At 66.8% G+C, this 20,246-nt stretch carries 19 protein-coding genes; 10 read left to right on the top strand and 9 right to left on the bottom strand.

Annotated elements, in window-relative coordinates; translation table 11 throughout:
* The first annotated feature begins 1 nt into the window (after window position 1).
* Window positions 2–1,585, top strand: coding sequence for a fused MFS/spermidine synthase (locus tag G572_RS0109450; protein ID WP_051242083.1), 1,584 nt, complete (start codon window positions 2–4; stop codon window positions 1,583–1,585).
* Between the two features lie 90 nt (window positions 1,586–1,675).
* Window positions 1,676–1,996, top strand: a complete 321-nt coding sequence (locus G572_RS0109445; RefSeq protein ID WP_029058254.1) for a heavy metal-binding domain-containing protein — start codon at window positions 1,676–1,678, stop codon at window positions 1,994–1,996.
* 93 nt (window positions 1,997–2,089) lie between these two features.
* Here the strand turns inward: G572_RS0109445 and cysK are convergent, their stop codons facing one another.
* The 4 genes from cysK to G572_RS0109425 form a co-directional block, all read right to left on the bottom strand.
* On the bottom strand, window positions 2,090–3,052 hold the full coding sequence (gene cysK, locus G572_RS0109440; protein ID WP_029058253.1) for a cysteine synthase A: 963 nt from the start codon (window positions 3,050–3,052) through the stop codon (window positions 2,090–2,092).
* Window positions 3,053–3,246: 194 nt separating this feature from the next.
* Window positions 3,247–3,696: a dUTP diphosphatase gene (gene dut / locus G572_RS0109435; RefSeq protein WP_029058252.1), complete on the bottom strand. Its 450-nt coding sequence runs from the start codon at window positions 3,694–3,696 to the stop codon at window positions 3,247–3,249.
* Entirely contained in the window at window positions 3,693–4,955 is a 1,263-nt protein-coding gene (coaBC, locus tag G572_RS0109430; protein WP_029058251.1) for a bifunctional phosphopantothenoylcysteine decarboxylase/phosphopantothenate--cysteine ligase CoaBC, read from the bottom strand. Before coaBC ends, dut begins: the two co-directional genes overlap by 4 nt.
* Window positions 4,956–5,028: 73 nt before the next feature.
* On the bottom strand, window positions 5,029–6,240 hold the full coding sequence (locus tag G572_RS0109425) for a penicillin-binding protein activator (protein ID WP_051242081.1): 1,212 nt from the start codon (window positions 6,238–6,240) through the stop codon (window positions 5,029–5,031).
* 145 nt (window positions 6,241–6,385) lie between these two features.
* Between G572_RS0109425 and rsmI the strand changes: the two genes are divergently transcribed.
* The 7 genes from rsmI (at window position 6,386) to olsB (ending at window position 14,201) form a co-directional block, all read left to right on the top strand.
* Window positions 6,386–7,357, top strand: a complete 972-nt coding sequence (gene rsmI, locus G572_RS23290; protein ID WP_084649985.1) for a 16S rRNA (cytidine(1402)-2'-O)-methyltransferase — start codon at window positions 6,386–6,388, stop codon at window positions 7,355–7,357.
* 22 nt (window positions 7,358–7,379) lie between these two features.
* Window positions 7,380–7,553, top strand: coding sequence for a hypothetical protein (locus G572_RS26440; protein ID WP_169391304.1), 174 nt, complete (start codon window positions 7,380–7,382; stop codon window positions 7,551–7,553).
* Between the two features lie 5 nt (window positions 7,554–7,558).
* Entirely contained in the window at window positions 7,559–7,954 is a 396-nt protein-coding gene (locus G572_RS0109410) for a YraN family protein (RefSeq protein ID WP_051242078.1), read from the top strand.
* Window positions 7,955–8,053: 99 nt separating this feature from the next.
* A complete protein-coding gene (gene gshB, locus G572_RS0109405) occupies window positions 8,054–9,016 on the top strand; it encodes a glutathione synthase (RefSeq protein ID WP_084649983.1) in 963 nt (320 codons plus the stop codon).
* Between the two features lie 112 nt (window positions 9,017–9,128).
* Window positions 9,129–10,655 (top strand): YifB family Mg chelatase-like AAA ATPase, encoded by a 1,527-nt coding sequence (locus G572_RS0109400; protein WP_029058247.1) that lies wholly within the window; start codon window positions 9,129–9,131, stop codon window positions 10,653–10,655.
* Between the two features lie 96 nt (window positions 10,656–10,751).
* Window positions 10,752–13,043 (top strand): PAS domain-containing hybrid sensor histidine kinase/response regulator, encoded by a 2,292-nt coding sequence (locus G572_RS23285; RefSeq protein ID WP_051242077.1) that lies wholly within the window; start codon window positions 10,752–10,754, stop codon window positions 13,041–13,043.
* 225 nt (window positions 13,044–13,268) lie between these two features.
* Window positions 13,269–14,201 carry a l-ornithine N(alpha)-acyltransferase gene (olsB, locus tag G572_RS0109390; protein WP_029058246.1) on the top strand — a complete coding sequence of 311 codons (933 nt, stop codon included), beginning with the start codon at window positions 13,269–13,271 and terminating at the stop codon, window positions 14,199–14,201.
* Between the two features lie 9 nt (window positions 14,202–14,210).
* On the opposite strand, the gene G572_RS0109385 is transcribed toward olsB, so the two are convergent.
* Entirely contained in the window at window positions 14,211–14,687 is a 477-nt protein-coding gene (locus tag G572_RS0109385; RefSeq protein ID WP_029058245.1) for a GNAT family N-acetyltransferase, read from the bottom strand.
* Window positions 14,684–14,986 carry a DUF1330 domain-containing protein gene (locus G572_RS0109380; protein WP_029058244.1) on the bottom strand — a complete coding sequence of 101 codons (303 nt, stop codon included), beginning with the start codon at window positions 14,984–14,986 and terminating at the stop codon, window positions 14,684–14,686. Before G572_RS0109380 ends, G572_RS0109385 begins: the two co-directional genes overlap by 4 nt.
* Window positions 14,987–15,178: 192 nt before the next feature.
* Between G572_RS0109380 and G572_RS0109375 the strand changes: the two genes are divergently transcribed.
* A complete protein-coding gene (locus tag G572_RS0109375; protein ID WP_029058243.1) occupies window positions 15,179–17,368 on the top strand; it encodes a transglycosylase domain-containing protein in 2,190 nt (729 codons plus the stop codon).
* A gap of 30 nt (window positions 17,369–17,398) precedes the next feature.
* On the opposite strand, the gene G572_RS0109370 is transcribed toward G572_RS0109375, so the two are convergent.
* The 3 genes from G572_RS0109370 to G572_RS0109360 form a co-directional block, all read right to left on the bottom strand.
* Window positions 17,399–18,586 carry a multidrug effflux MFS transporter gene (locus tag G572_RS0109370; protein WP_029058242.1) on the bottom strand — a complete coding sequence of 396 codons (1,188 nt, stop codon included), beginning with the start codon at window positions 18,584–18,586 and terminating at the stop codon, window positions 17,399–17,401.
* Window positions 18,587–18,654: 68 nt separating this feature from the next.
* The gene (locus tag G572_RS0109365; RefSeq protein WP_029058241.1) at window positions 18,655–19,389 is read right to left on the bottom strand and encodes a M48 family metallopeptidase; all 735 of its coding nucleotides are present in this window, start codon (window positions 19,387–19,389) and stop codon (window positions 18,655–18,657) included.
* Window positions 19,389–20,195 (bottom strand): molybdopterin-synthase adenylyltransferase MoeB, encoded by an 807-nt coding sequence (locus G572_RS0109360; RefSeq protein ID WP_029058240.1) that lies wholly within the window; start codon window positions 20,193–20,195, stop codon window positions 19,389–19,391. Before G572_RS0109360 ends, G572_RS0109365 begins: the two co-directional genes overlap by 1 nt.
* Window positions 20,196–20,246 lie beyond the last annotated feature (51 nt).

Genomic DNA, 20,246 nt, shown 5'->3' with positions numbered 1-20,246 from the left:
CATGACAACAGACACGCTTTCCCCGACGACTTCCGGAACCGCGGCCGCCGGAAACACCGTGCCGCTGTGGTTTTTGCTGGGCGCACAGTTTCTTGTGGCGGCCGCCGGCCTTGTGGTCGAGATTGTCGCCGGGCGAATGCTTGCGCCTTATGTCGGCATGTCGCTCTACACCTGGACCGCCGTCATCGCGGTTGTGCTCGCGGGCTTTTCAGCCGGACACTGGATCGGCGGTCTTGTCGCCGACCGTCCGCAGCGCACGGCTCTTGCGTGGCTTGCCATATCGGGCGCACTCGGCGCGCTCACGACGCTCGCCGCACTCCCGCTGATCCGACTGGTGTCCGCGCCCGTGCTGAGCGCGGTTCCCGGCCCCATCGGCGGCATCGTCGCCCTCACCGGTCTGCTGTTTTTTCTGCCGAGCTTTGCTGCCGGCATTCCGTCGCCAATCCTGGCGCGGCTTGCCATCGAGGACCGGGCGCGCAGCGGGCGGGCGCTCGGCGCCCTGCACGCGCTCAGCGCCATCGGGGCCATCGCCGGAACCCTGTCAGCCGGCTATCTGTTCATTTCCTGGATCGGGACAATCTGGACGCTGGTGGTGGTGGCCGCCGCCTATGCCGCCTTTGCGCTCGCCTGTCTGGCGATGCTGCGTGGCCATGCCGGACGGGAGCGTGCGGGGCGCGACATCGTCTCCGCAGCAACGGCGCTCACGCTGTTCGCCCTCGCCACCCTTGCCGCCACGCCTTTCACGCCAGCGAGCGCCTGTACGGTGGAAAGCCGCTACTACTGCATCCGGTCCATCGATGTCAGCGCCGACGTCGGGGCACCGGCGCGACTGATGGTGCTCGATCACCTCGGTCATGGATTGAATGTGCTGGGCGAGCCGACACGCCTTGAGATGCCCTATGCGGCCACCATCGACGCGATCGCCCGCGCACGGCTGGACGGTTCGCCTGAGCGCGCCTTCTTCATTGGCGGCGGCGCGCTGACGCTGCCGCGCGCCTGGAGCGCGGATGGAATACGACCCGGTCTGGTCGCCGCCGAAATCGACCCGGAGGTAACGCGGGTCGCCAGGGCCGATTTCGATGTCGACACATCGCGCTTCACCATCACCCATGCGGATGCGCGGGTGGCGCTTTCGGGTCTCGACCGATTTCAGGTCGTCGTCGGCGATGCCTTCACCGACATCGCCGTGCCGGCGCATCTGGTCACCCGCGAATTCTACGAAGAGATCGCACACAGCCTGGACCCGGACGGGTTCTATCTCATGAACCTGATCGACCACAGCGACAGCCTGCGGGCGCTCGCTGCCAGCGTGCGCACGCTCAAGACCGTTTTTCCGGTCGTGGAAGCGTGGGTGGAGGCGGAGGACTTCTCTTCCGGCGGACGCACGACCTTCGTGCTGATGGCAGGAGACAGCCCGTCGCCAACCGGCCGCATGGCGCTCGCCTCGACCGCGCCGGGTGCACCGAACCGCATCATCGGCCGCATCCCGCCGGCCCGTGTCACGGCCCTGGTGGAAACACTCGACCCGCCGGTGCTCACCGACGACTACGCTCCCATCGACAGGCTGATCGGGGCACGACCGTAGCGCACGACCGGCAAGCCCCCGCCATCTTGATCCGCGACGGCCTGCTCGCCACATCCTTCCCGCACACCCGGGCGAAAAGGACACGACGACATGCTGATGACGACCACCAATTCACTGCAAGGACGCGAGATCGCCGACTACAAGGGGATCGTGACCGGGGAAGCCATTCTCGGAGCCAACATCTTCAAGGATCTCTTCGCCGGCATCCGCGACATCGTCGGCGGCCGGTCTGGTGCCTACGAGGAAGAATTGCAGCGCGCCCGCCAGATCGCGATGGACGAGATGCAGGCGCGCGCCGCAAACCTCGGCGCCAACGCCGTGATCGGCGTCGACATCGACTACGAAACGGTCGGACAGAACGGCTCGATGCTGATGGTCAGCGCAACCGGCACGGCGGTCGTTGTCCATTGATCCCGGTGTTTGGACACGAAAACGGCGGGACACCGGGTCCCGCCGCTTGCTCGTCATCTCCACCGCGCCTGTGCGCGCGGTCCGGTCGGACGGTTACTCCAGCCCGTCGAACAGCGCCGTCGACAGATAGCGCTCGGCGAAGGACGGGATGATCACGACGATGCGCTTGCCGGCCATTTCGCCGCGCGCCCCCAGCTTGAGGGCCGCCGCAATCGCGGCGCCGGACGAAATCCCGACCGGCAGCCCTTCGATCCGCGCGGCCTTGCGCGCCATCTCGAAGGCCTCGTCGTTGCTGATCTGGATGACCTCGTCATAGACCTCGGTGTTGAGAACGCTCGGCACAAAGCCTGCGCCGATCCCCTGGATCTTGTGCGGTCCCGGCGTGCCGCCGGACAGGACCGGGCTGTCGGTCGGCTCCACAGCGACGACATGCAGATCCGGCTTGCGCGCCTTCAGCACCTCGCTCACGCCGGTAATCGTTCCCCCCGTTCCGATGCCGGAGATGAAGGCGTCGACATTGCCGCCCGTGTCGTTCCAGATTTCTTCCGCCGTCGTCCTGCGATGGATTTCCGGATTGGCCGGATTGTCGAACTGCTGCGGCATCACCGCGCCGTCGATCTCCGACACCATTTCCTCGGCCCGGGCGATTGCCCCCTTCATGCCCTTGGGACCTTCGGTCAGCTCCAGCTCCGCCCCCAAGAGCTTGAGCATCTTGCGGCGCTCGATGGACATGGTCTCCGGCATCACCAGGATCAGGCGATAGCCCTTGGCGGCGGCGACGAAGGCCAACGCAATGCCGGTGTTGCCCGATGTCGGCTCGACCAGCGTCGTCTTGCCCGGCGCAATCGTGCCGCGCTCTTCCAGCGCTTCGATCATGGCAACGCCGATACGGTCCTTGACGCTGGCGATCGGATTGAAGAACTCGAGCTTGGCCAGGATCTCGGCCTTCACGCCCGCGTCTTCCGCCAGCCGGTCTAGCCGAACGAGCGGCGTGTCGCCGATGGTTTCCGTGATCGAGGCGTAGATCCGGCCTCGGCCGGGGGTGCGATCGCTCATGTCAGGCTCCCAGATTGCGCGGCCCGTTGCCGCTTCGTTGCTTGCATCGAACGTATGCGTTCATCCACGGCGAGGCGAGCAACGGAATTTTCCGCAACGCCTGCTGCACCGAATGTGATTTCGACAAGGGGCCGATGCAAGGCAATGTGTTTCTCACCGCCGCCCGACACAGGCTGGAAAACGCTGCCCCGCGCTCAACCTGCCCCGGTGGAGCCGAACCCACCGGTGCCGCGGTCCGTGTCATCAAGGTCGTCGACCGCGACAAGCTCCGCCCGCGCGACCGGCGCCACCACCATCTGGGCGATACGGCTGCCGCGTTCGATAGCGAAGGGCGCGTCTCCGAGGTTGATCAGGATCACCTTGATCTCCCCGCGATAGTCGGCGTCGATGGTGCCCGGCGTGTTGAGTACGGTCACACCGTGTTTGGCAGCCAGACCCGAGCGCGGGCGTATCTGCGCCTCCGTGCCCTCGGGCAGTGCAATGGCGATCCCCGTCGGAACCAGCGCGCGGGCACCCGGCTGCAGCAGCAAGGGTCCGTCATTGGCCGCCAGAAGATCCATGCCGGCGGCCGCCGCGCTCTGGTAGGCGGGGAGAGGCAGGCCCTGCCCATGCGGCAAACGGCGTATCCGAAGAGACAGCGTCATGCCGATCCTCCCGAGAGCACGGAAAGCCTGCGCGCGACCTCGGCGACAAGGCGCCGCGCAACCTCTGCCTTCGGCAGGGTCGGCCAGTCCGTCACACCGTCGCCAGCGACCAGATAAACGGTGTTGGCGTCCCCGCCCATCACGCCATGCTCCGGCGAGACGTCGTTGGCGACGATCAGATCCGCCCCCTTCCGGGCCAGTTTGGCGCGGGCGTTTGCAACAACGTCATTGGTTTCGGCAGCAAATCCGACGACAAGACGCGGGCGCAGGGTCTGATGGTGGCCGACGCTTGCCAGGATATCCGGGTTTTCGGCAAGCTCCAGCGGTGGCACCTCGCCGCTTCCGTCCTTCTTGATCTTGCCCGCTTGGAGGGTCGCCGCGCGCCAGTCCGCGACCGCCGCCGCCATCACGCCGACATCGGCGGGAAGCGCAGCATCGACGGCCGCCAACATTTCCCGCGCGGTTTCCACGCGTACGACCGTCACGCCCGGCGGATCCGCAAGGGTGACAGGGCCGCTTACCAACGTGACCCGCGCACCGGCGCGCGCCATCTCCGCAGCAATTGCGTGTCCCTGTTTGCCGGAGGAGCGATTGGCGATGTAGCGAACGGGATCGATCGGCTCATGGGTCGGCCCGGAGGTGATGAGTACATGCCGGCCAGCGAGCGGCCCCTTGCCCGACGGCGCTTCGAGACGTGGCACCTCTGCCTCGCCGTGAAGCACGCGCTCCGCGGCCTCAACGATCTCCATCGGTTCGGCCATGCGTCCGACGCCGGCCTCTCCGCTCTCCGCCATTTCGCCGACGCCCGGCCCCACAAGGCGGATGCCGTCGCCTGCCAGCGTCTCGCGATTGCGGCGGGTCGCGGGGTGGTCCCACATCGCCGGGTTCATGGCCGGCGCGATGAGCACCGGCTTGTCACAAGCCAGAAGCACCGCCGTTGCCAGATCGCCGGCAAGGCCGGTCGCCATCTTGGCCATCAGATCCGCCGTCGCCGGCGCCACGATCACCAGGTCGGCCTCGCGCGACAGCCGGATATGCCCGACGTCATGTTCGTCGTCGCGGTCGAAGAGGTCGCAAAACACCTTGTCGCCGGTCAGGGCGCCGACCGACAGAGGCGTGATGAACTGGCGGGCTCCCTCTGTCATCACCGCCCGCACCCGAGCGCCGCGTTCACGCAAGCGCCGGATCAGGTCGAGGCTCTTGTAGGCGGCAACCCCGCCGCCGACGATCAGAAGGATACGGCTGTCTGCAAGGCTCACCTTTGGATCTCCGGGATCGGTATCGACGACGACATGCCGCGGTCAGGATGCGAGGCGCAAGCGCGCCCGCACATCACCCGCCGGCGCCAAAGGAACGCGGAGCGGGCGCGATGATGCGCGATCCCGACCCCGTGACCTCGTAGATCGCAAGGCCACGCTCGTTGGTGCCCTGCCGGTCGAAGCGGAACACGCCGTCGATGCCCAGAAAGCCGTCCCGGTTGGTCAGGACGCGCTCGGAAAAGCGCGAGGCACCGGCGGAGCGGACAAGGCCCGCGGCCAGGATCGTCGCGTCATAGGCAAGGGAGGCATTGCGCGGCGGGCGGCTGCCATAGGCGCTCTGGTAGCGTTCCGCAAAGGCCTGGAACCCGGCGCCGTCAGGCCCGGGGTACCAGGCGCCGGTCAGCGGCGAGGCATTGAGCACCTGCTGCGTGTCCCACTGGCCACTGCCCAGCATCCGGGTGGAGGCGAGATTGACCCCGCCCGACGACAGCGCCTGCGCAACGAAGGGGGCGACATTTCCAGCCGGGACGAAGACCGCGTCGATCTGGCTGGCATTGGCAGCAATGCTTGCCGCCTTTGCCGCGATGTCCGTGGTGTCGTTGCCCTGCACCTTGTAGCGCTCGATGGAGACGATGCGCGCGCCCGCGCGTCCGACTTCCTGACGGAACACGGCTTCCGCCACCGCACCATAGGTGTCGTCCGGCAGAAGGGCGGCAAAGGAGCGTTTTCCCTGCCGCGCGGCATAGGAAACAATGCGGGTGACGTCGCTGCGCGGCAGGAAACTCAAGAGATAAACGCCGCGCGAGGCAACGGATTCATCGCTCGAAAAGGCAACCACCGGCACACCGGACGACCGTGCCACCGAGGCCGCGCCGCCAACGGCCGGTGCGAAGACCGGACCGATGATCAGTTCCGCACCTTCCTGAATGGCCGCCTGCGCGGCCTGGCGTCCACCTTGCGCAGTGCCGCCCGTGTCCTTGATCAGGATCTGGATATCCGCGCCCTGAAAGTCCTGAAGCGCGAGTTCGGCGGTGTTGCGGAACACGGTCGCGATCGATGTCGCGCTGCCGCCGCCACTCATCGGCAGCAGCATGCCGACGCGCACGGAGCCTGTTCCCACGGTCTGGCCGCTCGTCGCCGGCTGGCCGCCGGGCGTGGACGGATAGCCCGGATAATCGCCAAGCCCCGACCCCGTGCAGCTTGCCAGCAAGGTGGCAGCAGCCAGCGCCGCCCCCAGCGCGGCCTTGCGCGCCCCGTGTTCGACGTCGCGAATGATACGAAACACTGCGCCAGATCTCCCCGATATCCGCAGTCCCAAACCCGCAGGCACCGACCGTGCGGGAAAAGATGCTTATCAGCCTGCCCCCGCGGCTGCAAATCCTCAAGCCAAGCTTGGCGTTTTCGGCGATTCCTGTCAAAACGATCCGGTCATGACATCCAAAGCCCCCCCCTCATCATCGCCCGCGCATGGCGGCGCCCCGGCCCCGGATGCAACCGCACGGCCGGCGAGCGAACCCGGACGCAGCGAAAACGGTTTCCACATCGGTCGCCAGATCTTTCAGGCGCCACGTCCCGCATCAGCGCTTTACATCGTGTCGACGCCGATCGGGAACCTCGGCGATATCACCGTGCGCGCACTGGAAACGCTAGCCGCCTGCGATCTTGTGGCCTGCGAGGACACGCGCGTCACAGCCACGCTGATGCAACGCTTCGGCCTGCGCACGCCGCTGACCGCCTATCACGAGCACAATGCGGCGCGCGTGCGCCCGCGCCTGCTTGCAACGCTCGAGAAGGGCGGCAGCGTGGCGCTGGTCTCCGACGCCGGCACACCGCTGATTTCCGATCCCGGTTACCGCCTGGTGCGCGACGTGGTCGAGGCGGGGCACCGCGTCGTTCCGATCCCCGGCGCCAGCGCCCCGCTTGCCGCGCTGGTGGGCGCCGGTCTGCCGTCCGACACGGTCTGTTTTTCCGGATTCCTGCCGCAAAAGCGCGGCCAGCGTCGCACCCGTCTCGGCGAACTGGCGCGCCTGCCGGCGACGCTGGCGATCTTCGAAAGCCCGAGGCGACTGGCCGCCTCGCTCGCCGACATGGCCGAAGTGCTGGGCCGGGACCGCGAGGCTGTCGTCGCGCGCGAGTTGACGAAACGCTTCGAGACCTTCGAGCGCGGGACACTCGCCGAATTGGCGACGCGCTACGCCGATGTTGCCGTGAAGGGCGAGATCGTGGTCTGCGTCGCACCGCCAGGCGAGCAGACCGAAGCCGACCCGGAAGATGCCGACGCCCTGCTCGCGGAGGCTCTCAAGGACATGAAGGCTGCCGGTGCGGCAAAACATGTCGCGCAGATGACCGGCGTCGACCGCAAGACGCTTTACAAACGCGCGATGGAACTGAAGGCGCAGTGACGGCCGTGCGCCGGGGGGACGAATGACCAAGATCATCATGGTGTTTTTTGCGCTGGTGGCGACGATCCAGGTGATCAAGCCGCTCGGCTGGCCGGGCCTGAAACGGCGCAAGGATGCCTGGAAACTGGCCGTCGGCGGCTTTCTGGTAACCGTGTTCGCCGTCATTCTGGCAGCGACTTTCCAGCCGAGCGTATAGCGGCGATGCCCCCTCTGCCGCCGCGTCCCGCCCCCAGCCGCAAACGGCGCTCCGCTTACCGTTTGGGACTGCGCGCGGAAACACTGGCGGTCGTCGCGCTGCGCCTCAGGGGCTGGCGCATTCTCGCCCGCCGCTACAAGGCGGGCAGCGGCGAGATCGACATCATCGCCCGCAAGGGCGACACCATCGCCTTCGTCGAGGTCAAGGCCCGCGCCACCCGCGACGCAGCTCTTGCGGCCATCACCGCGCAGGGACAACGACGTATCGCGGCAGCCGCGCGCGTCTGGCAGGCCCGGCGCGAGGATGCGGATGCGGCCGTCCTTCGGTTCGATGCGGTGCTTGTGGTTCCCGGACGCTGGCCGATCCATGTCGCTGACGCGTTTACCGCCCCTCAGCGGTGACCTGTCGTTGGGACGCCCGCGTCTGGACAAAGCGTCCCCTTGCCCGCATATGCTGGGGCAAACGCCTTTCCCTTGCCGCTTCCGGCGCCGGAGTCTCGCATGCCCTCGACATCCCCGCTCAAGATCGCGGTCCAGATGGACCACATCTCCTCGATCAATATCGCCGGCGACAGTGCCTTCGCACTGATGCTGGAGGCCCAGGCGCGCGGCCACACGCTCCATCATTACACGCCGGACAGGCTGGCGATGACCGGCGACCGCGTCACCGCCGCGCTGGAACCGGTGCAGGTGCGCGACGAGGCCGGCCGCCACTTCGAACTGGGCGACGCCAAGGTCACGGACCTTTTGGAGATGGACGTCATCCTGATGCGCCAGGACCCGCCCTTCGACATGGCCTATGTCGCGGCAACCCACATGCTGGAGAAGGTCCACCCCAGGACCCTCGTGGTCAATGACCCGGCGGCCGTGCGCAACGCCCCGGAAAAGCTCTTCGTCACCGAGTTCGCCGACCTCATGCCACCGACGCTGATCACCCGCGACCGCGACGCCATCGATGCCTTCCGCGCCGAGCATCAAGACATTGTCATGAAGCCCTTGTTCGGCCACGGCGGCGCGGCCGTGTTCCGCATCACCCATGACGACCTCAACTACGGATCGCTCTACGACTTCTTCGCGGCGACCTTCCGCGAGCCCTGGGTGATCCAGCGCTTCCTGCCCAATGTCGACAAGGGCGACAAGCGCATCCTTCTGGTCAACGGCGAGTTCGCCGGCGCCGTGAACCGGGTCCCGCAAGCGGGCGACCTGCGCTCCAACATGGTGCGCGGCGGCGCCGCGCGTGAAGCGGATCTGACCGAACGCGAACGCGAGATCTGCGCCCGCCTGGGACCCTCGCTGCGCGAAAAGGGACTGATCCTGGTCGGGATCGACGTCATCGACGGCTGCCTGACGGAAATCAATGTGACGGCCCCGACCGGCATTCGCGCCGTCGCCAAGCTCGGCGGCCCGGATGTCGCGGGGGCCCTGTGGGACATCGTGGAGGCCAAACGCGCGGCACACAGCTGATCCGACGGATCGCGAAACCGCACAAACGTGCGGTTGTACACCCTCTCCGGTTGCGCTAGGTTGCAATTCTTTCAATTGCAATTTTTCAAAGCGCGCTTGGAGGGGGGGAAAGATGGTGTCACGCGTCGCGACGGTGGCGTTTCAGGGCATCGAGGCCAAGCCGGTCGACGTGCAGGTGCAGATCGGTCCCGGGCAGGTCGCCTTCACCATCGTCGGCCTCCCCGACAAGGCCGTGGGCGAAAGTCGCGAACGGGTGCGTTCGGCGCTTCTGGCCTCCGGCCTGGCGCTTCCCGCCAAACGCGTCACCGTCAACATGGCTCCCGCCGACCTTCCCAAGGAAGGCTCCCATTTCGATCTTCCGATCGCGCTCGCGCTGATGGCGGCGATGGGCGCCATTCCGGCACCGGATCTCGACGGCTACATCGTGCTTGGCGAACTCGCCCTGGACGGCTCGATTTCCGCCGTCGCCGGCGTGTTGCCGGCCGCCATCGCCGCCAACACGGCCGACAAGGGCCTGATCTGCCCCGCCGCCTGCGGCGCGGAGGCAGCCTGGGCCGACGAGGAGATGGACATTCTCGCGCCGGCCTCGCTGATCCAGCTCGCCAACCACTTCAAGGGCACGCAAATGCTCTCCCGTCCGATCCCGAGGCTTCGGGCGGATCCTTCGGTTCTTCCCGACCTCAGCGAGGTGCGCGGTCAGGAGACAGCGAAACGAGCGCTCGAGATCGCCGCGGCCGGCGGGCACAATCTCTTGATGATCGGCCCGCCCGGCGCCGGAAAGTCGATGCTGGCGAGCAGGCTGCCCTCGATCCTGCCGCCGCTCTCGCCCCGCGAATTGCTCGAAGTGTCGATGATCGCCTCGATCGCCGGCGAACTCTCCGACGGACGGTTGTCGGAGCGCAGGCCCTACCGGGCCCCGCATCATTCCGCCTCGATGGCAGCCCTTGTCGGCGGCGGCTTCCGTGCCCGCCCGGGCGAGGTCTCGCTCGCGCACAACGGCGTGCTTTTCCTGGACGAGTTGCCGGAATTTCAGCCACAGGTGCTCGACGGCCTGCGCCAGCCGCTGGAGAGCGGCGAAAGCGTGATCGTCCGGGCCAACCACCGCACGACCTATCCATCGCGCGTGCAACTGATCGCGGCAATGAACCCCTGCCGCTGTGGCCACGCCGGAGAACCGGGACATGTGTGCAAGCGTGGGGCGCGGTGTGCGAGTGAATATCAGGGACGCCTCTCCGGCCCGCTGCTTGACCGCCTCGACCTGCGGATCGACGTGCCCGCCCTGTCGGCGGCCGACCTGATCGCGCCCGACACCGCGGAAAGTTCCGCCGATGTCGCGACACGGGTGCTTGCCGCACGCCGCATCCAGAGCGACCGCTACGCGGCGCTGGGATCGACCGCCCGCACCAACGCCCAGGCGGGCGCGCGCCTGATCGAGAATGTCGCCCGACCCGACCGGGCCGGCGTCGAACTCCTGCAGGGCGCGGCGGAAACGCTGCACCTGTCGGCGCGCGGGTACCACCGCGTTCTGAAGGTCGCGCGGACACTCGCCGACCTCGACGGACAGGCGGAGGTCGGCCGGATGCATCTTGCCGAAGCGCTGAGCTATCGCGGCGCAGCGCTCGACCGGCAGGCCGCCTGAGGCCCCTTCCGGGGGACCTTGCGAAACGCTTTTTCAATCTCTGCAGACGAGACTCGCGTTTTCAACCGCGCCGCGCGTCATCGGGAGTGGAGTTTCGTGTCCCCGCAATCGCTCAACCGCAAGGCTCCGCCCGAGCGGCCCCGGCACGCCGTCAATGTCCGGACCTCACCGCCGGACGATGGTGTTTCCGGCGACACCGCCATGCCGGACCGCGGCTTGCTCGTGCTTCTGCTCACGTTCGCGATCGCGACCGTCGGTTTCCTTGCCGGCGCGGCCGCCTTGCTGTCGATCGTGCCGGAACCCGCACGTCAGTCTGTTGCCGCCACGGTTCTCGCAATGACCGGGCTCACGCTTGCCGCCCTTGCGATCGTCCAGACACGGGCCAGCACCCGTGAAAGCGGCCTTTCCCGCCGGCTTGCAGACCTTGCAGCCGAAAACGAGGCCCTTTCCGACGACATCTGGCACCTGAAGGAGAGCGACGCCCGCCATCGCGACGTGCTCGACACGCTCGGCGATGTGGTCACCCGCTGGCGCGAGGGCGGTGACGTCGTCTACGCCAACGACGCCGCCCTGAAACTCTTCCCCGACGGACGCATCGATGCCTTGCACGCGTCCGGCGACGACAGCGGCCCCGCGGGCTGCGCCGACATTCGCATCGAGACCGCGACAGGCCCACGCTGGTTTGCTCGCCGCGACGTCGCCGTTCGGGACGGGCGCAGCGGCGAGCCGCTGATCCAGACGATCCTGCGCGACGTCACCGACAGGCGCCAGATCGAGGATGCGCTTGTCGCGGCCCGCAACCAGGCGGAAACCGCAAGCGCCTCCAAGAGCCGCTTCCTTGCAACCGTCAGTCACGAAATCCGCACGCCGCTGAACGGCATCCTCGGCATGGCCGGATTGCTGCGCGACACACGCCTTACCGCCGAACAGCGCAGCTACGTCGAGGCCGTACGCAGTTCCGGAGAAATCCTGCTGCTTCTCATCAGCGAAGTGCTGGACATGTCGAAGATCGAGGCCGGCCGTCTCGATCTTGCGCCCGCCCCGACCGACATCGCCTTGTTGGCGGAAAGCGTGGTGGAGCTTCTCAGTCCACGCGCGCAGGCCAAGGGGCTGGAAATCGCCTGTTTCGTCTCGCCGAGATTGCCGGACCGGCTGGTCGTCGACGCCGTGCGCCTCAGGCAAATCCTGTTCAATCTCGCCGGCAACGGCCTGAAGTTCACCGAGGAGGGGGGCGTCGAGATTGCGCTGGAATGCGAACCCGCCCCTGCCGACGCGCGATCATCGCGGCTTGCAATAACTGTCCGCGACACCGGAATCGGCTTTTCCGCCGGCGAGGCGGAACGGCTGTTTGAGGAATTCGAGCAAATCGATCACGGTCCCGCGCGGCGCTTCGACGGCGCGGGTCTCGGCCTTTCGATCTCGCGACGTCTCGCGCGGCTGATGGGTGGCGAGATCACCGCAACGGCGGCGGAGGGGGCCGGCGCGTGTTTTCGCGTGACCCTGCCGCTTGCCCCCTCAGCCGACGACAAGAAGGCGGACAGCGCGGTCGGAACCGGCGCGGCGCTCGCGGAAAAGACGATCGTTCTCGTTACCCGCAGCCGTGTGGAGGGACCGCTTGTCGCGCGCCGGCTCGAAGCGGAAGGCGCCGAAGCTCTTTTCGTCTCCGCCGGTGACGGCGACGGTGACGATGCGCTGGCAGGTGCCGACCTTATCCTGCTCGACCCGCTCGCCGTCTCCGACGCCGGCGCCTGGCTTGCCGGCGCAAGGGCGGCCGGCGTCACGGCCCCGGCCATCGTCATGATCACGCCGGCGGAACGCGAACGGCTGCCCCGGCTGCGGGCGGCGGGCTTCGGCGCTTATCTGATTCGTCCTATCCGCTCCGCGACGCTGGTTCAGGTCGTGCACGCGGTCCTCGAACGTGGCGACACCGAAGCCGCATGGGACCTTCTCGGCGACGACCGCTCGAAGGACTACCAGGCCAGGAGCAAGTCCCCCGCCTCACGACCGCTGCGGTTGCTGGTCGCGGACGACAATGACATCAACCGAATGCTGACCGAAGCGCTGGTGCGCAAGCTCGGCCATGAACCGGTTGTGGTCAGCGACGGCGCGGAAGCGCTCGACGCCGTGCGCTGCCAGGCGGGTTTCGACATGATCCTGATGGATCTCCATATGCCCGGTGTCGACGGCCTTACGGCAATCCGTCGCTTTCGCGACCTGGAACGCCAGGCAACCCGCACGCCGGTCGCCGTTCTCGCGGTCACTGCAGATGTCACGCCGGAAGCGGAAGAGGCGGCCCTGGCTGCCGGCGCAGACGCCGTGCTGACCAAGCCGATCGACCCCGAATTGCTCGCCCGCCATCTACGCGACGTGGGAACGGGTCCCGGTTAGGCGGGCCAGCTCCCCTCTCCCGACAACCTTTACGCGCGCGCCCGCATTGTCACGCAAGTGTCGGGAAAGTATGGTCTACGACAGTGCAATGAAACGCGGTCACCCGGGTGGCGCGACGTGTTGACATCCACCAGCTTGTCGGAGACGGGCGTGTCAGCGGCCAACGCGTGTCCAGGGGGCACATGCACGTCTGCCGGGGGTAAGTCGGGAAAAAACGCCATGTCCATGCAGCGATCGGGTCTTCTGTCTCCGCGCAGCCTCGTGCGGAAATTCATGCCTGCCGCGGCCCTTGCTCCGGCATGGCTGCCGCGAACGGCCGCGACACCCACCAGCCGGCATGCGGCCAGCCTGGGTCGCATCGGATCGCTTGAAGTCCGGCTGGCGCGCAGCCCGCGCGAAATCCGGAAGGCCCAGATGCTGCGCTATCATGTGTTCTATGAGGAAATGTCGGCAATCGCCGATGCCGAGGCACAGGCGACACGCCGCGACATCGACGCCTATGACGAAATCTGCGACCACCTTCTGGTGCTCGATCACGATACGGCGGAGCGAAATGCCCCCTTCGGACGCAAAAAGCCGCGGATCGTGGGCACATACAGACTGCTGCGACAGGCCGTCGCCGCGCAAAACGGCGGCTTCTACACCGCCGACGAGTTTGATATCCAGACGCTGGTCGACCGGCATCCGCATCTCAACTTCCTGGAACTCGGGCGCTCCTGCGTGCTCAAGCCCTACCGGACGAAACGCACCGTCGAGCTGCTCTGGCATGGCATCTGGGCCTATGTCCTCATGCACAGGGTCGATGTCATGGTCGGCTGCGCCTCGATTGCGGGAACCGAGCCGGAGGGGATGGCGGAGCAGCTTGCCTTCCTGCATCACAACGCCCGACCGCCGCAGGACTGGCAGGTCAAAGCCGTCGATCACCGCTTTGTCGACATGAACCGGATGGCGAAAGCCGAGATCAACGACCGCCAGGCCCTTCGGGATCTGCCGCCGCTGATCAAGGGTTACCTGCGGCTTGGCGCCTATATTGGCGAAGGTGCGGTGGTGGACCGGCAGTTCGGAACGACAGACGTCCTGATCATCATGCCGGTGTCTGCGCTCAACAGCCGCTACGTAAACCACTACGGGGCGGACGCCCAGCGCTACGCAAGCTAGGCGCAAGCCTTATAATCTGCGCGCAAAGGCCGACAGGTTTCGTGCATCGGCCAGTGCGCGCAAGCCGCCATCCAGACGCTCGCCATCAAGGCGCAGGAACCCGAAACGCTCCAGAAATTCCATCTGTGCGCGCGGCGCAAGGGTCAGCAGAGCGGGATAATAGGCCCATTGCCCGTATCCGGTCGCGGCGGCAAGAAGCGATCGCGCCAGACCGCGCCCGCGAAACGACGCATCGACGCCGAGCGCGGACAGCCACAAGGCGCCGTCGAGTTCGCCCGCCGCCGCAAAGGCGACGGGACGCCGCCTTTGAAAGGCCGCCCAGACGCGCCCCTCCGGCGCCAGCACATCGAGCTCGGCCAGAAGATCCGCTCCGTTCGACGCAGGCTGCCAGGCACCCCGATCCCCAGCCGCGAGCCACAGGGCGTGGACTGCGTCTACTTCGTCGCGCTCCACCGCGCGGACAACGAAGGCGCCCGCTTCGCTCAAGGCTGCGGGCCGTCGTAGCCCTCGATGACGATCAGGTCGGCTACGGCCCCCCTCTCCCGCAGACTCTTGGCGTGGGCGTAGGCATCGCTGCGATAGCAGGCCAGCGCCTGCTCGTAGCTGTCGAACTCGATCACCACGTTGCGGGCGCGTGCAGCACCCTCGACGCACTCGAATGTGCCTCCACGCACGAGAAACCGCGCACCGTAGGCGCGAAACGCCTCGGCATTGGCCGTAACATACGCCTTGTAGGCGTCCAGGTCCGTCACATCGACCCGCCCGATCCAGTAGCCCTTGGCCATTCGTCCGATCTCCCGTTCGTTTTCCGGTTCAAGGGGTAGGGACTCCGCCAGCCCGTGTAAAGTCCGCCCGCCTGCGGCCCGTCGCATGCGCGCGACCGGCAAGCTTAACACCCCCTTAAATTGCCGCATTTAAACTTCAGATCCGCAGACACCCAAAGGGACAGTCTGCCCCGCATCAACCAGATCGGACACATGGCACGAGGATCGTCACGCAGGGGCCGGCAAGAGCCGCGCCTCGACATGCACGCCTCCGAACGCAACGGCGGCACGCTCGACATGCGCCTGACAAAGGCGGATCGGCCGGGCGCCGTCGGCAAAAAGCCGGCGCGCTCCGCGTCCGCCAAACGCGGGTCCGGAACAGGCGGCGGCAAGGGCCGCAAACGCGGATCCACGGGCCGGCGCCCCAAATCCGCCCGCACGCGGCGCGGCGGGCTGGGCGGCCTGTTGCGGCGCGCCGTCTACTGGAGCGTCGTGCTGTGCATCTGGGGCGGAATCGCCGGCATCGGCGTGCTTGGATATTATGCCGCCTATCTGCCTCCGACGTCGGAATGGAAAGTCCCGCAACGTCCCCCCAACGTGCGCATCGTGGCGGCCGACGGCAGCCTGATGGCCAACCGTGGCGACACCGGCGGCGAGGCCGTGCGGCTGGAACAGCTCCCCCCCTATCTCGAGCAGGCGGTGATCGCCATCGAGGACCGGCGCTTCCGTTCGCACTTCGGGCTCGATCCCATCGGCCTGGCCCGTGCGATTGTCACCAATGTCACGACCGGACGGCTGGTCCAGGGCGGCTCGACACTGACGCAGCAGCTCGCGAAGAACCTCTTTCTGGAACCCGATCGAACCTTGAAGCGCAAGGTCCAGGAGGCCGTTCTCGCACTCTGGCTTGAGGCCAATCACTCCAAGGACGAGATCCTGGAGATGTATCTGAACCGGGTCTATCTCGGAGCGGGAGCCTATGGCGTGGATGCCGCCGCGCGACGCTATTTCGACAAGTCCGCGCGCATGCTGAACGTCGCCGAGGCCGCGACGCTCGCGGGCCTTCTGAAGGCCCCCTCGCGCTATGCCCCGACCCGCAACCCGGACCTCGCTGCGGAACGGGCGGCGACCGTGCTGGCGGCCATGGCGGAGGAAGGGTACCTCACCGAACGCGAGGCAACCGACGCCATCGCCGCGCCGATGCGCGTCGTTACCCATCACACGTCGGCGAGCGAAAACTATATCGCCGACTGGGTGATGGAGTTGCTGCCAAGCTACGTCGGAGGCATTGAACAGGACATCATCGTCGACACCACCGTCGACCTCGGCCTGCAGATCATTGCCGAAGACGCGCTGCGCCGCGCGCTTGCCGACGAAGGCGTAAAACGCGGCGTCGAACAGGGCGCCATCGTCACGCTCGACCGCGCCGGCGCCGTCAAGGCGCTGGTGGGCGGGCGCGATTATGCGCGCAGCCAGTTCAACCGCGCGGTCAACGCCCATCGCCAGCCAGGCTCGGCATTCAAGCCCTTCGTCTATCTGGCGGCACTCGAACGCGGATTGACGCCAAACACCATCCGCGTCGACGAACCGGTCAGGATCGGCAAATGGGCGCCGAAGAACTACTCGAAATCCTACAAGGGGCCGGTCAGCCTCACGCAGGCCCTGTCGCTGTCGCTCAACACGGTTGCGGCCAGACTGGCGAATGAGGTCGGCCCGCGCGCGATCATCCGCAGCGCGCGAAAGCTCGGCATCACCTCGCCGCTGCAGTCAAATCTTTCCATCGCGCTTGGAACCTCGGAGGTCACTCCGCTGGAAATCGCCGCCGCCTATGTGCCGTTTTCCAACGGCGGCTATGGCATCGTGCCGCATGTCATCCGCTCGATCCGGACCTCCGACGGCAAGCTGCTCTATGCCCGCCAGGGAGATGGCAAGGGTCGCGTCATCGACCACAGCACCTTGTCCGACATGAACATGATGATGGCGGAAACGCTGCTGACGGGAACGGGACGGGCCGCCCAGCTGCCCGGCCGGCCCGCCGGCGGCAAGACCGGCACAAGCCAGAATTTCCGCGACGGATGGTTCATCGGCTACACGGGAACCTTGACCACCGCCGTCTGGCTCGGCAACGACAACAATTCGCCGACGAAACGGGCAACCGGCGGATCGCTGCCCGCGAAGATCTGGAAAGACGTGATGACGGCCGGACATCAGGGACTTGCGGTGGCCGGTCTGCCAGGCGTCTCCGACCGTCCGCTGACGGTCGCCCGGCCAGGCGCGAATCCCGATGCCCCCGTCGCGATCACACCTGCCGAAGGCGACCCCGCGCGACGTCTGCCGCCGATGCGCGATGGAACGCAGGACGACGGCGGCCCGCTCGATCTGCTCAACCGGATCTTTGGCGGATAGGCGGCTTTGCCGTTTCCGGGATGACTTGTCTTACACGGCCCGGCGCGCAGCGCGGGTGACGACAAACACAAGCGCCGCCAGAAAGCCGTGTGCCGCGATGATACCGGCCAGAGCCATCCCGGAGCCGTCGAGCGAGGCGCTGACGCCGATGCCGATCACTGCCGCCGTCGTCATTTGACCGATGCCCATCAGCGAGGAAGCGGTACCGGCCCGTTCGGGAAACGGCATGAGTGCCGCAGCCTGGGACTGTGGCAGCGCGAGACCGACGCCGGCCATGTAGAGCATCATCGGAACGACGACCGACAGGGCCGAGGGGGCAACCCAAAGGGCAATCAGCATGGCACTTCCACCCACTGCAAGGCAGGCGACCCCAAGCGCAATCGTTCGTTCCACCCCGTGGCGCGGCGCGACCTTCTGGCCAATGATCGTACCGCAGACATAGGCGCCCGCGCAGACGCCAAAAGCGATGCCGAAGACCGCCGGCGTCAAGCCGTAGCCGTCCTGCAGCACGAAGGACGATCCCGAAATAAACGCAAACAGACCGGAATAGGTCAGCGTGACGATGAACAGATAGGCGCGAAACAGCCCGTGTCGCAGCAGCGAGGTAAAACCTCGCAACAATGCGCCCGGCGAAAATCGTTCGGTTTCGGGGTGCTTCAGGGTTTCGGGAAGTCCGCGGGCGATGGCAAACATCACCACAACCGCGAAGACGAGCGAGACCAGAAAGACAAACCTCCAGCCGCCCGCGCTGGCGATCAGGCCACCGAAGAACGGCGCGATCGCAGGGGCGAGGCCCATGATCGATCCCATGCGCGCCAGCTCCTGCCCAGCGCGAGGCCCCTCATAGAGATCGCGCACAACCGCGCGTGCCAGAACCACCGGCCCAGCCGCTCCGAAGGCTTGCAGGAACCTTGCGACAATGAGGATGTCGACGGTCGGGGCCAACGTGCAGGCCAGGCTTGCCACCGCATAAATCCCCAGGCCCGTGAGCAGGACGGGCTTGCGCCCGAGCCGGTCCGCCAGCGGCCCGTAGAAGATCTGACCAACCGCGAAGCCGACCAGAAACATCGACAGCGTGAGCTGCACCGAGGCGTTGGCGGTGCCCAGATCGCGCATGATGCCGGGCAGGGCCGGGAGATACATGTCGGTCGACAAAGGCCCGAGCGCCGTCAGGGAAGCAAGCAGGATCGTCAGCAACCACGTGTCCGGCTTGAGCATGCAAAATACCCCTGAGGCAATCGGCGGGAGCGGTCACGGGGACCGCCGGAAAAGGTGGTCGGCGGCAATCAGCCGTAAAGATGCAAGGTCCCGCCTTTTTGCCGAAGCCAGACGCGGGCCTCGTCGGTCTGGGGGGCAAGGTTACGGCACAGGCGCCAGAAGTCAGGACCGTGGTTCATCTCGGCGAGATGGGCAACCTCATGCGCTGCGACGTAGTCCAGGATCGTCGGCGGCGCAAGCACGAGCCGCCAGGAAAACGACAAATTTCCGGTTGCACTGCAGGACCCCCAACGGCTGCGCGTATCGCGCAGCGTGATCCCGGCCGGCGCGCGGCCAAGGGCATCGGCATGGCGGGCGACGGCGGCCTCCAGATCCTTCCGGGCCTGCCCTTTGAACCAGTCCCGCAACCGGCGCGGCAGGTGATCGGGACCGCCCGGCACGCTGAGCACGGGGCCGGCGGCGGTTTCGCGGATGCGCACAAGGCCGCGGACGCCTTCGGCGGCCTCGATGACATGTTCAACACCGCGAAGGGGAACGCATGCCCCCTCGGCAAACGGTGCAGTATCCGCGCGCTTTTCCAACTGAGCCGACAGCCAGTCGCGTTGGCGCTCGGCAAAGGCCTTCGCCGTCTCCAGCGTGCCACGCGCCGGCACGGTCAGCACAGGATCGCCACCGCTTGCGGGAACCCGCAGGATGTAGCGTTTCGCCCGCGAATTGCGCACCAGCCGAACCGTGAGGCTGCGGGCACCGAGTGTCAGGTCCAGCGCATCGGGAAGGGGATCGGCTGCGCGAAACCAGCGCATCACACGGGTCCCGCGAGTTCGTCATAGCGAAGGGGGTTTTCGCCGTTCAGCGGGTTCTTCGCCGACCAACGATAGCGGATCGTCTCGAAGCGCATGTCCCGCGCATCGACCAGAAGCAGGCGCCCGACAAGCCCGTCGCCGAAGCCGACGATCTCCTTGATCGCCTCCATCGCCTGCATGGTGCCGATCATGCCGGTCAGCGCGCCCAGAACCCCGGCTTCCGCGCAGGTCGGCACGATGCCCTCGGCCGGACGGTCCGGAAAGATGCAGCGATAGGTCGGATTTCGCGTGCCATCCGCAGCGTTCTCGTAGGGTTTCAACAGGGTCAGGGAACCGTCAAGCCGCCCGACTGCTCCCATCACCAGCGGTTTCCTGGCGAAGAAGCAGGCATCGGAGACGAGATAGCGCGTGGCGAAATTGTCCGACCCGTCGATGACGAGATCGTAACGCGAAATCAGCGTGAGTGCGTTGTGCGGCGCAAGCCGCTCCGCATGGGGCTCGACCCTGACGTGGGGGTTCAGCCTTGAAATCGCTTCTGCCGCGCTTGCGACCTTGGGTTCGCCAAGCTGATCGGTGTCGTGAATGACCTGCCGCTGCAGGTTGGACAGCGAGACCACGTCGTCGTCGACGACGCCCAGCGTTCCGACGCCGGCGGCCGCGAGATATTGCAGCACGGGCGCGCCGAGGCCACCGGCACCGATGACGAGGACACGTGCCGCCTTCAGTTTCTGCTGTCCGGGACCCCCGACATCCTGAAGGACAATGTGGCGGGCATAGCGTTCGAGTTCGGCGGGGCTCAGGTTCATGTCAGGCTCATGTACCGGTCATTGGGGGCGTGTTGCGATCCGATCCGGGTC

Origin of the sequence: Stappia stellulata DSM 5886, from assembly GCF_000423705.1 — a bacterium.
In the GTDB taxonomy this organism is placed as follows: Bacteria; Pseudomonadota; Alphaproteobacteria; order Rhizobiales; family Stappiaceae; genus Stappia; species Stappia stellulata.
The sequence above is the reverse complement of the archived record's forward strand: the minus strand, read 5'-3'. Positions and strand labels throughout refer to the sequence as shown.

Bases quoted from the DNA above. Each gene is read 5' to 3' on its own strand.
- G572_RS0109450 (WP_051242083.1), top strand. From the start codon at position 2: ATGACAACAGACACGCTTTCCCCGACGACTTCCGGAACCGCGGCCGCC.
- G572_RS0109445 (WP_029058254.1), top strand. From the start codon at position 1,676: ATGCTGATGACGACCACCAATTCACTGCAAGGACGCGAGATCGCCGAC.
- cysK (WP_029058253.1), bottom strand. From the start codon at position 3,052: ATGAGCGATCGCACCCCCGGCCGAGGCCGGATCTACGCCTCGATCACG.
- dut (WP_029058252.1), bottom strand. From the start codon at position 3,696: ATGACGCTGTCTCTTCGGATACGCCGTTTGCCGCATGGGCAGGGCCTG.
- rsmI (WP_084649985.1), top strand. From the start codon at position 6,386: ATGACATCCAAAGCCCCCCCCTCATCATCGCCCGCGCATGGCGGCGCC.
- G572_RS26440 (WP_169391304.1), top strand. From the start codon at position 7,380: ATGACCAAGATCATCATGGTGTTTTTTGCGCTGGTGGCGACGATCCAG.
- G572_RS0109410 (WP_051242078.1), top strand. From the start codon at position 7,559: ATGCCCCCTCTGCCGCCGCGTCCCGCCCCCAGCCGCAAACGGCGCTCC.
- gshB (WP_084649983.1), top strand. From the start codon at position 8,054: ATGCCCTCGACATCCCCGCTCAAGATCGCGGTCCAGATGGACCACATC.
- G572_RS0109400 (WP_029058247.1), top strand. From the start codon at position 9,129: ATGGTGTCACGCGTCGCGACGGTGGCGTTTCAGGGCATCGAGGCCAAG.
- olsB (WP_029058246.1), top strand. From the start codon at position 13,269: ATGCAGCGATCGGGTCTTCTGTCTCCGCGCAGCCTCGTGCGGAAATTC.
- G572_RS0109380 (WP_029058244.1), bottom strand. From the start codon at position 14,986: ATGGCCAAGGGCTACTGGATCGGGCGGGTCGATGTGACGGACCTGGAC.
- G572_RS0109375 (WP_029058243.1), top strand. From the start codon at position 15,179: ATGGCACGAGGATCGTCACGCAGGGGCCGGCAAGAGCCGCGCCTCGAC.
- G572_RS0109370 (WP_029058242.1), bottom strand. From the start codon at position 18,586: ATGCTCAAGCCGGACACGTGGTTGCTGACGATCCTGCTTGCTTCCCTG.
- G572_RS0109365 (WP_029058241.1), bottom strand. From the start codon at position 19,389: ATGCGCTGGTTTCGCGCAGCCGATCCCCTTCCCGATGCGCTGGACCTG.
- G572_RS0109360 (WP_029058240.1), bottom strand. From the start codon at position 20,195: ATGAACCTGAGCCCCGCCGAACTCGAACGCTATGCCCGCCACATTGTC.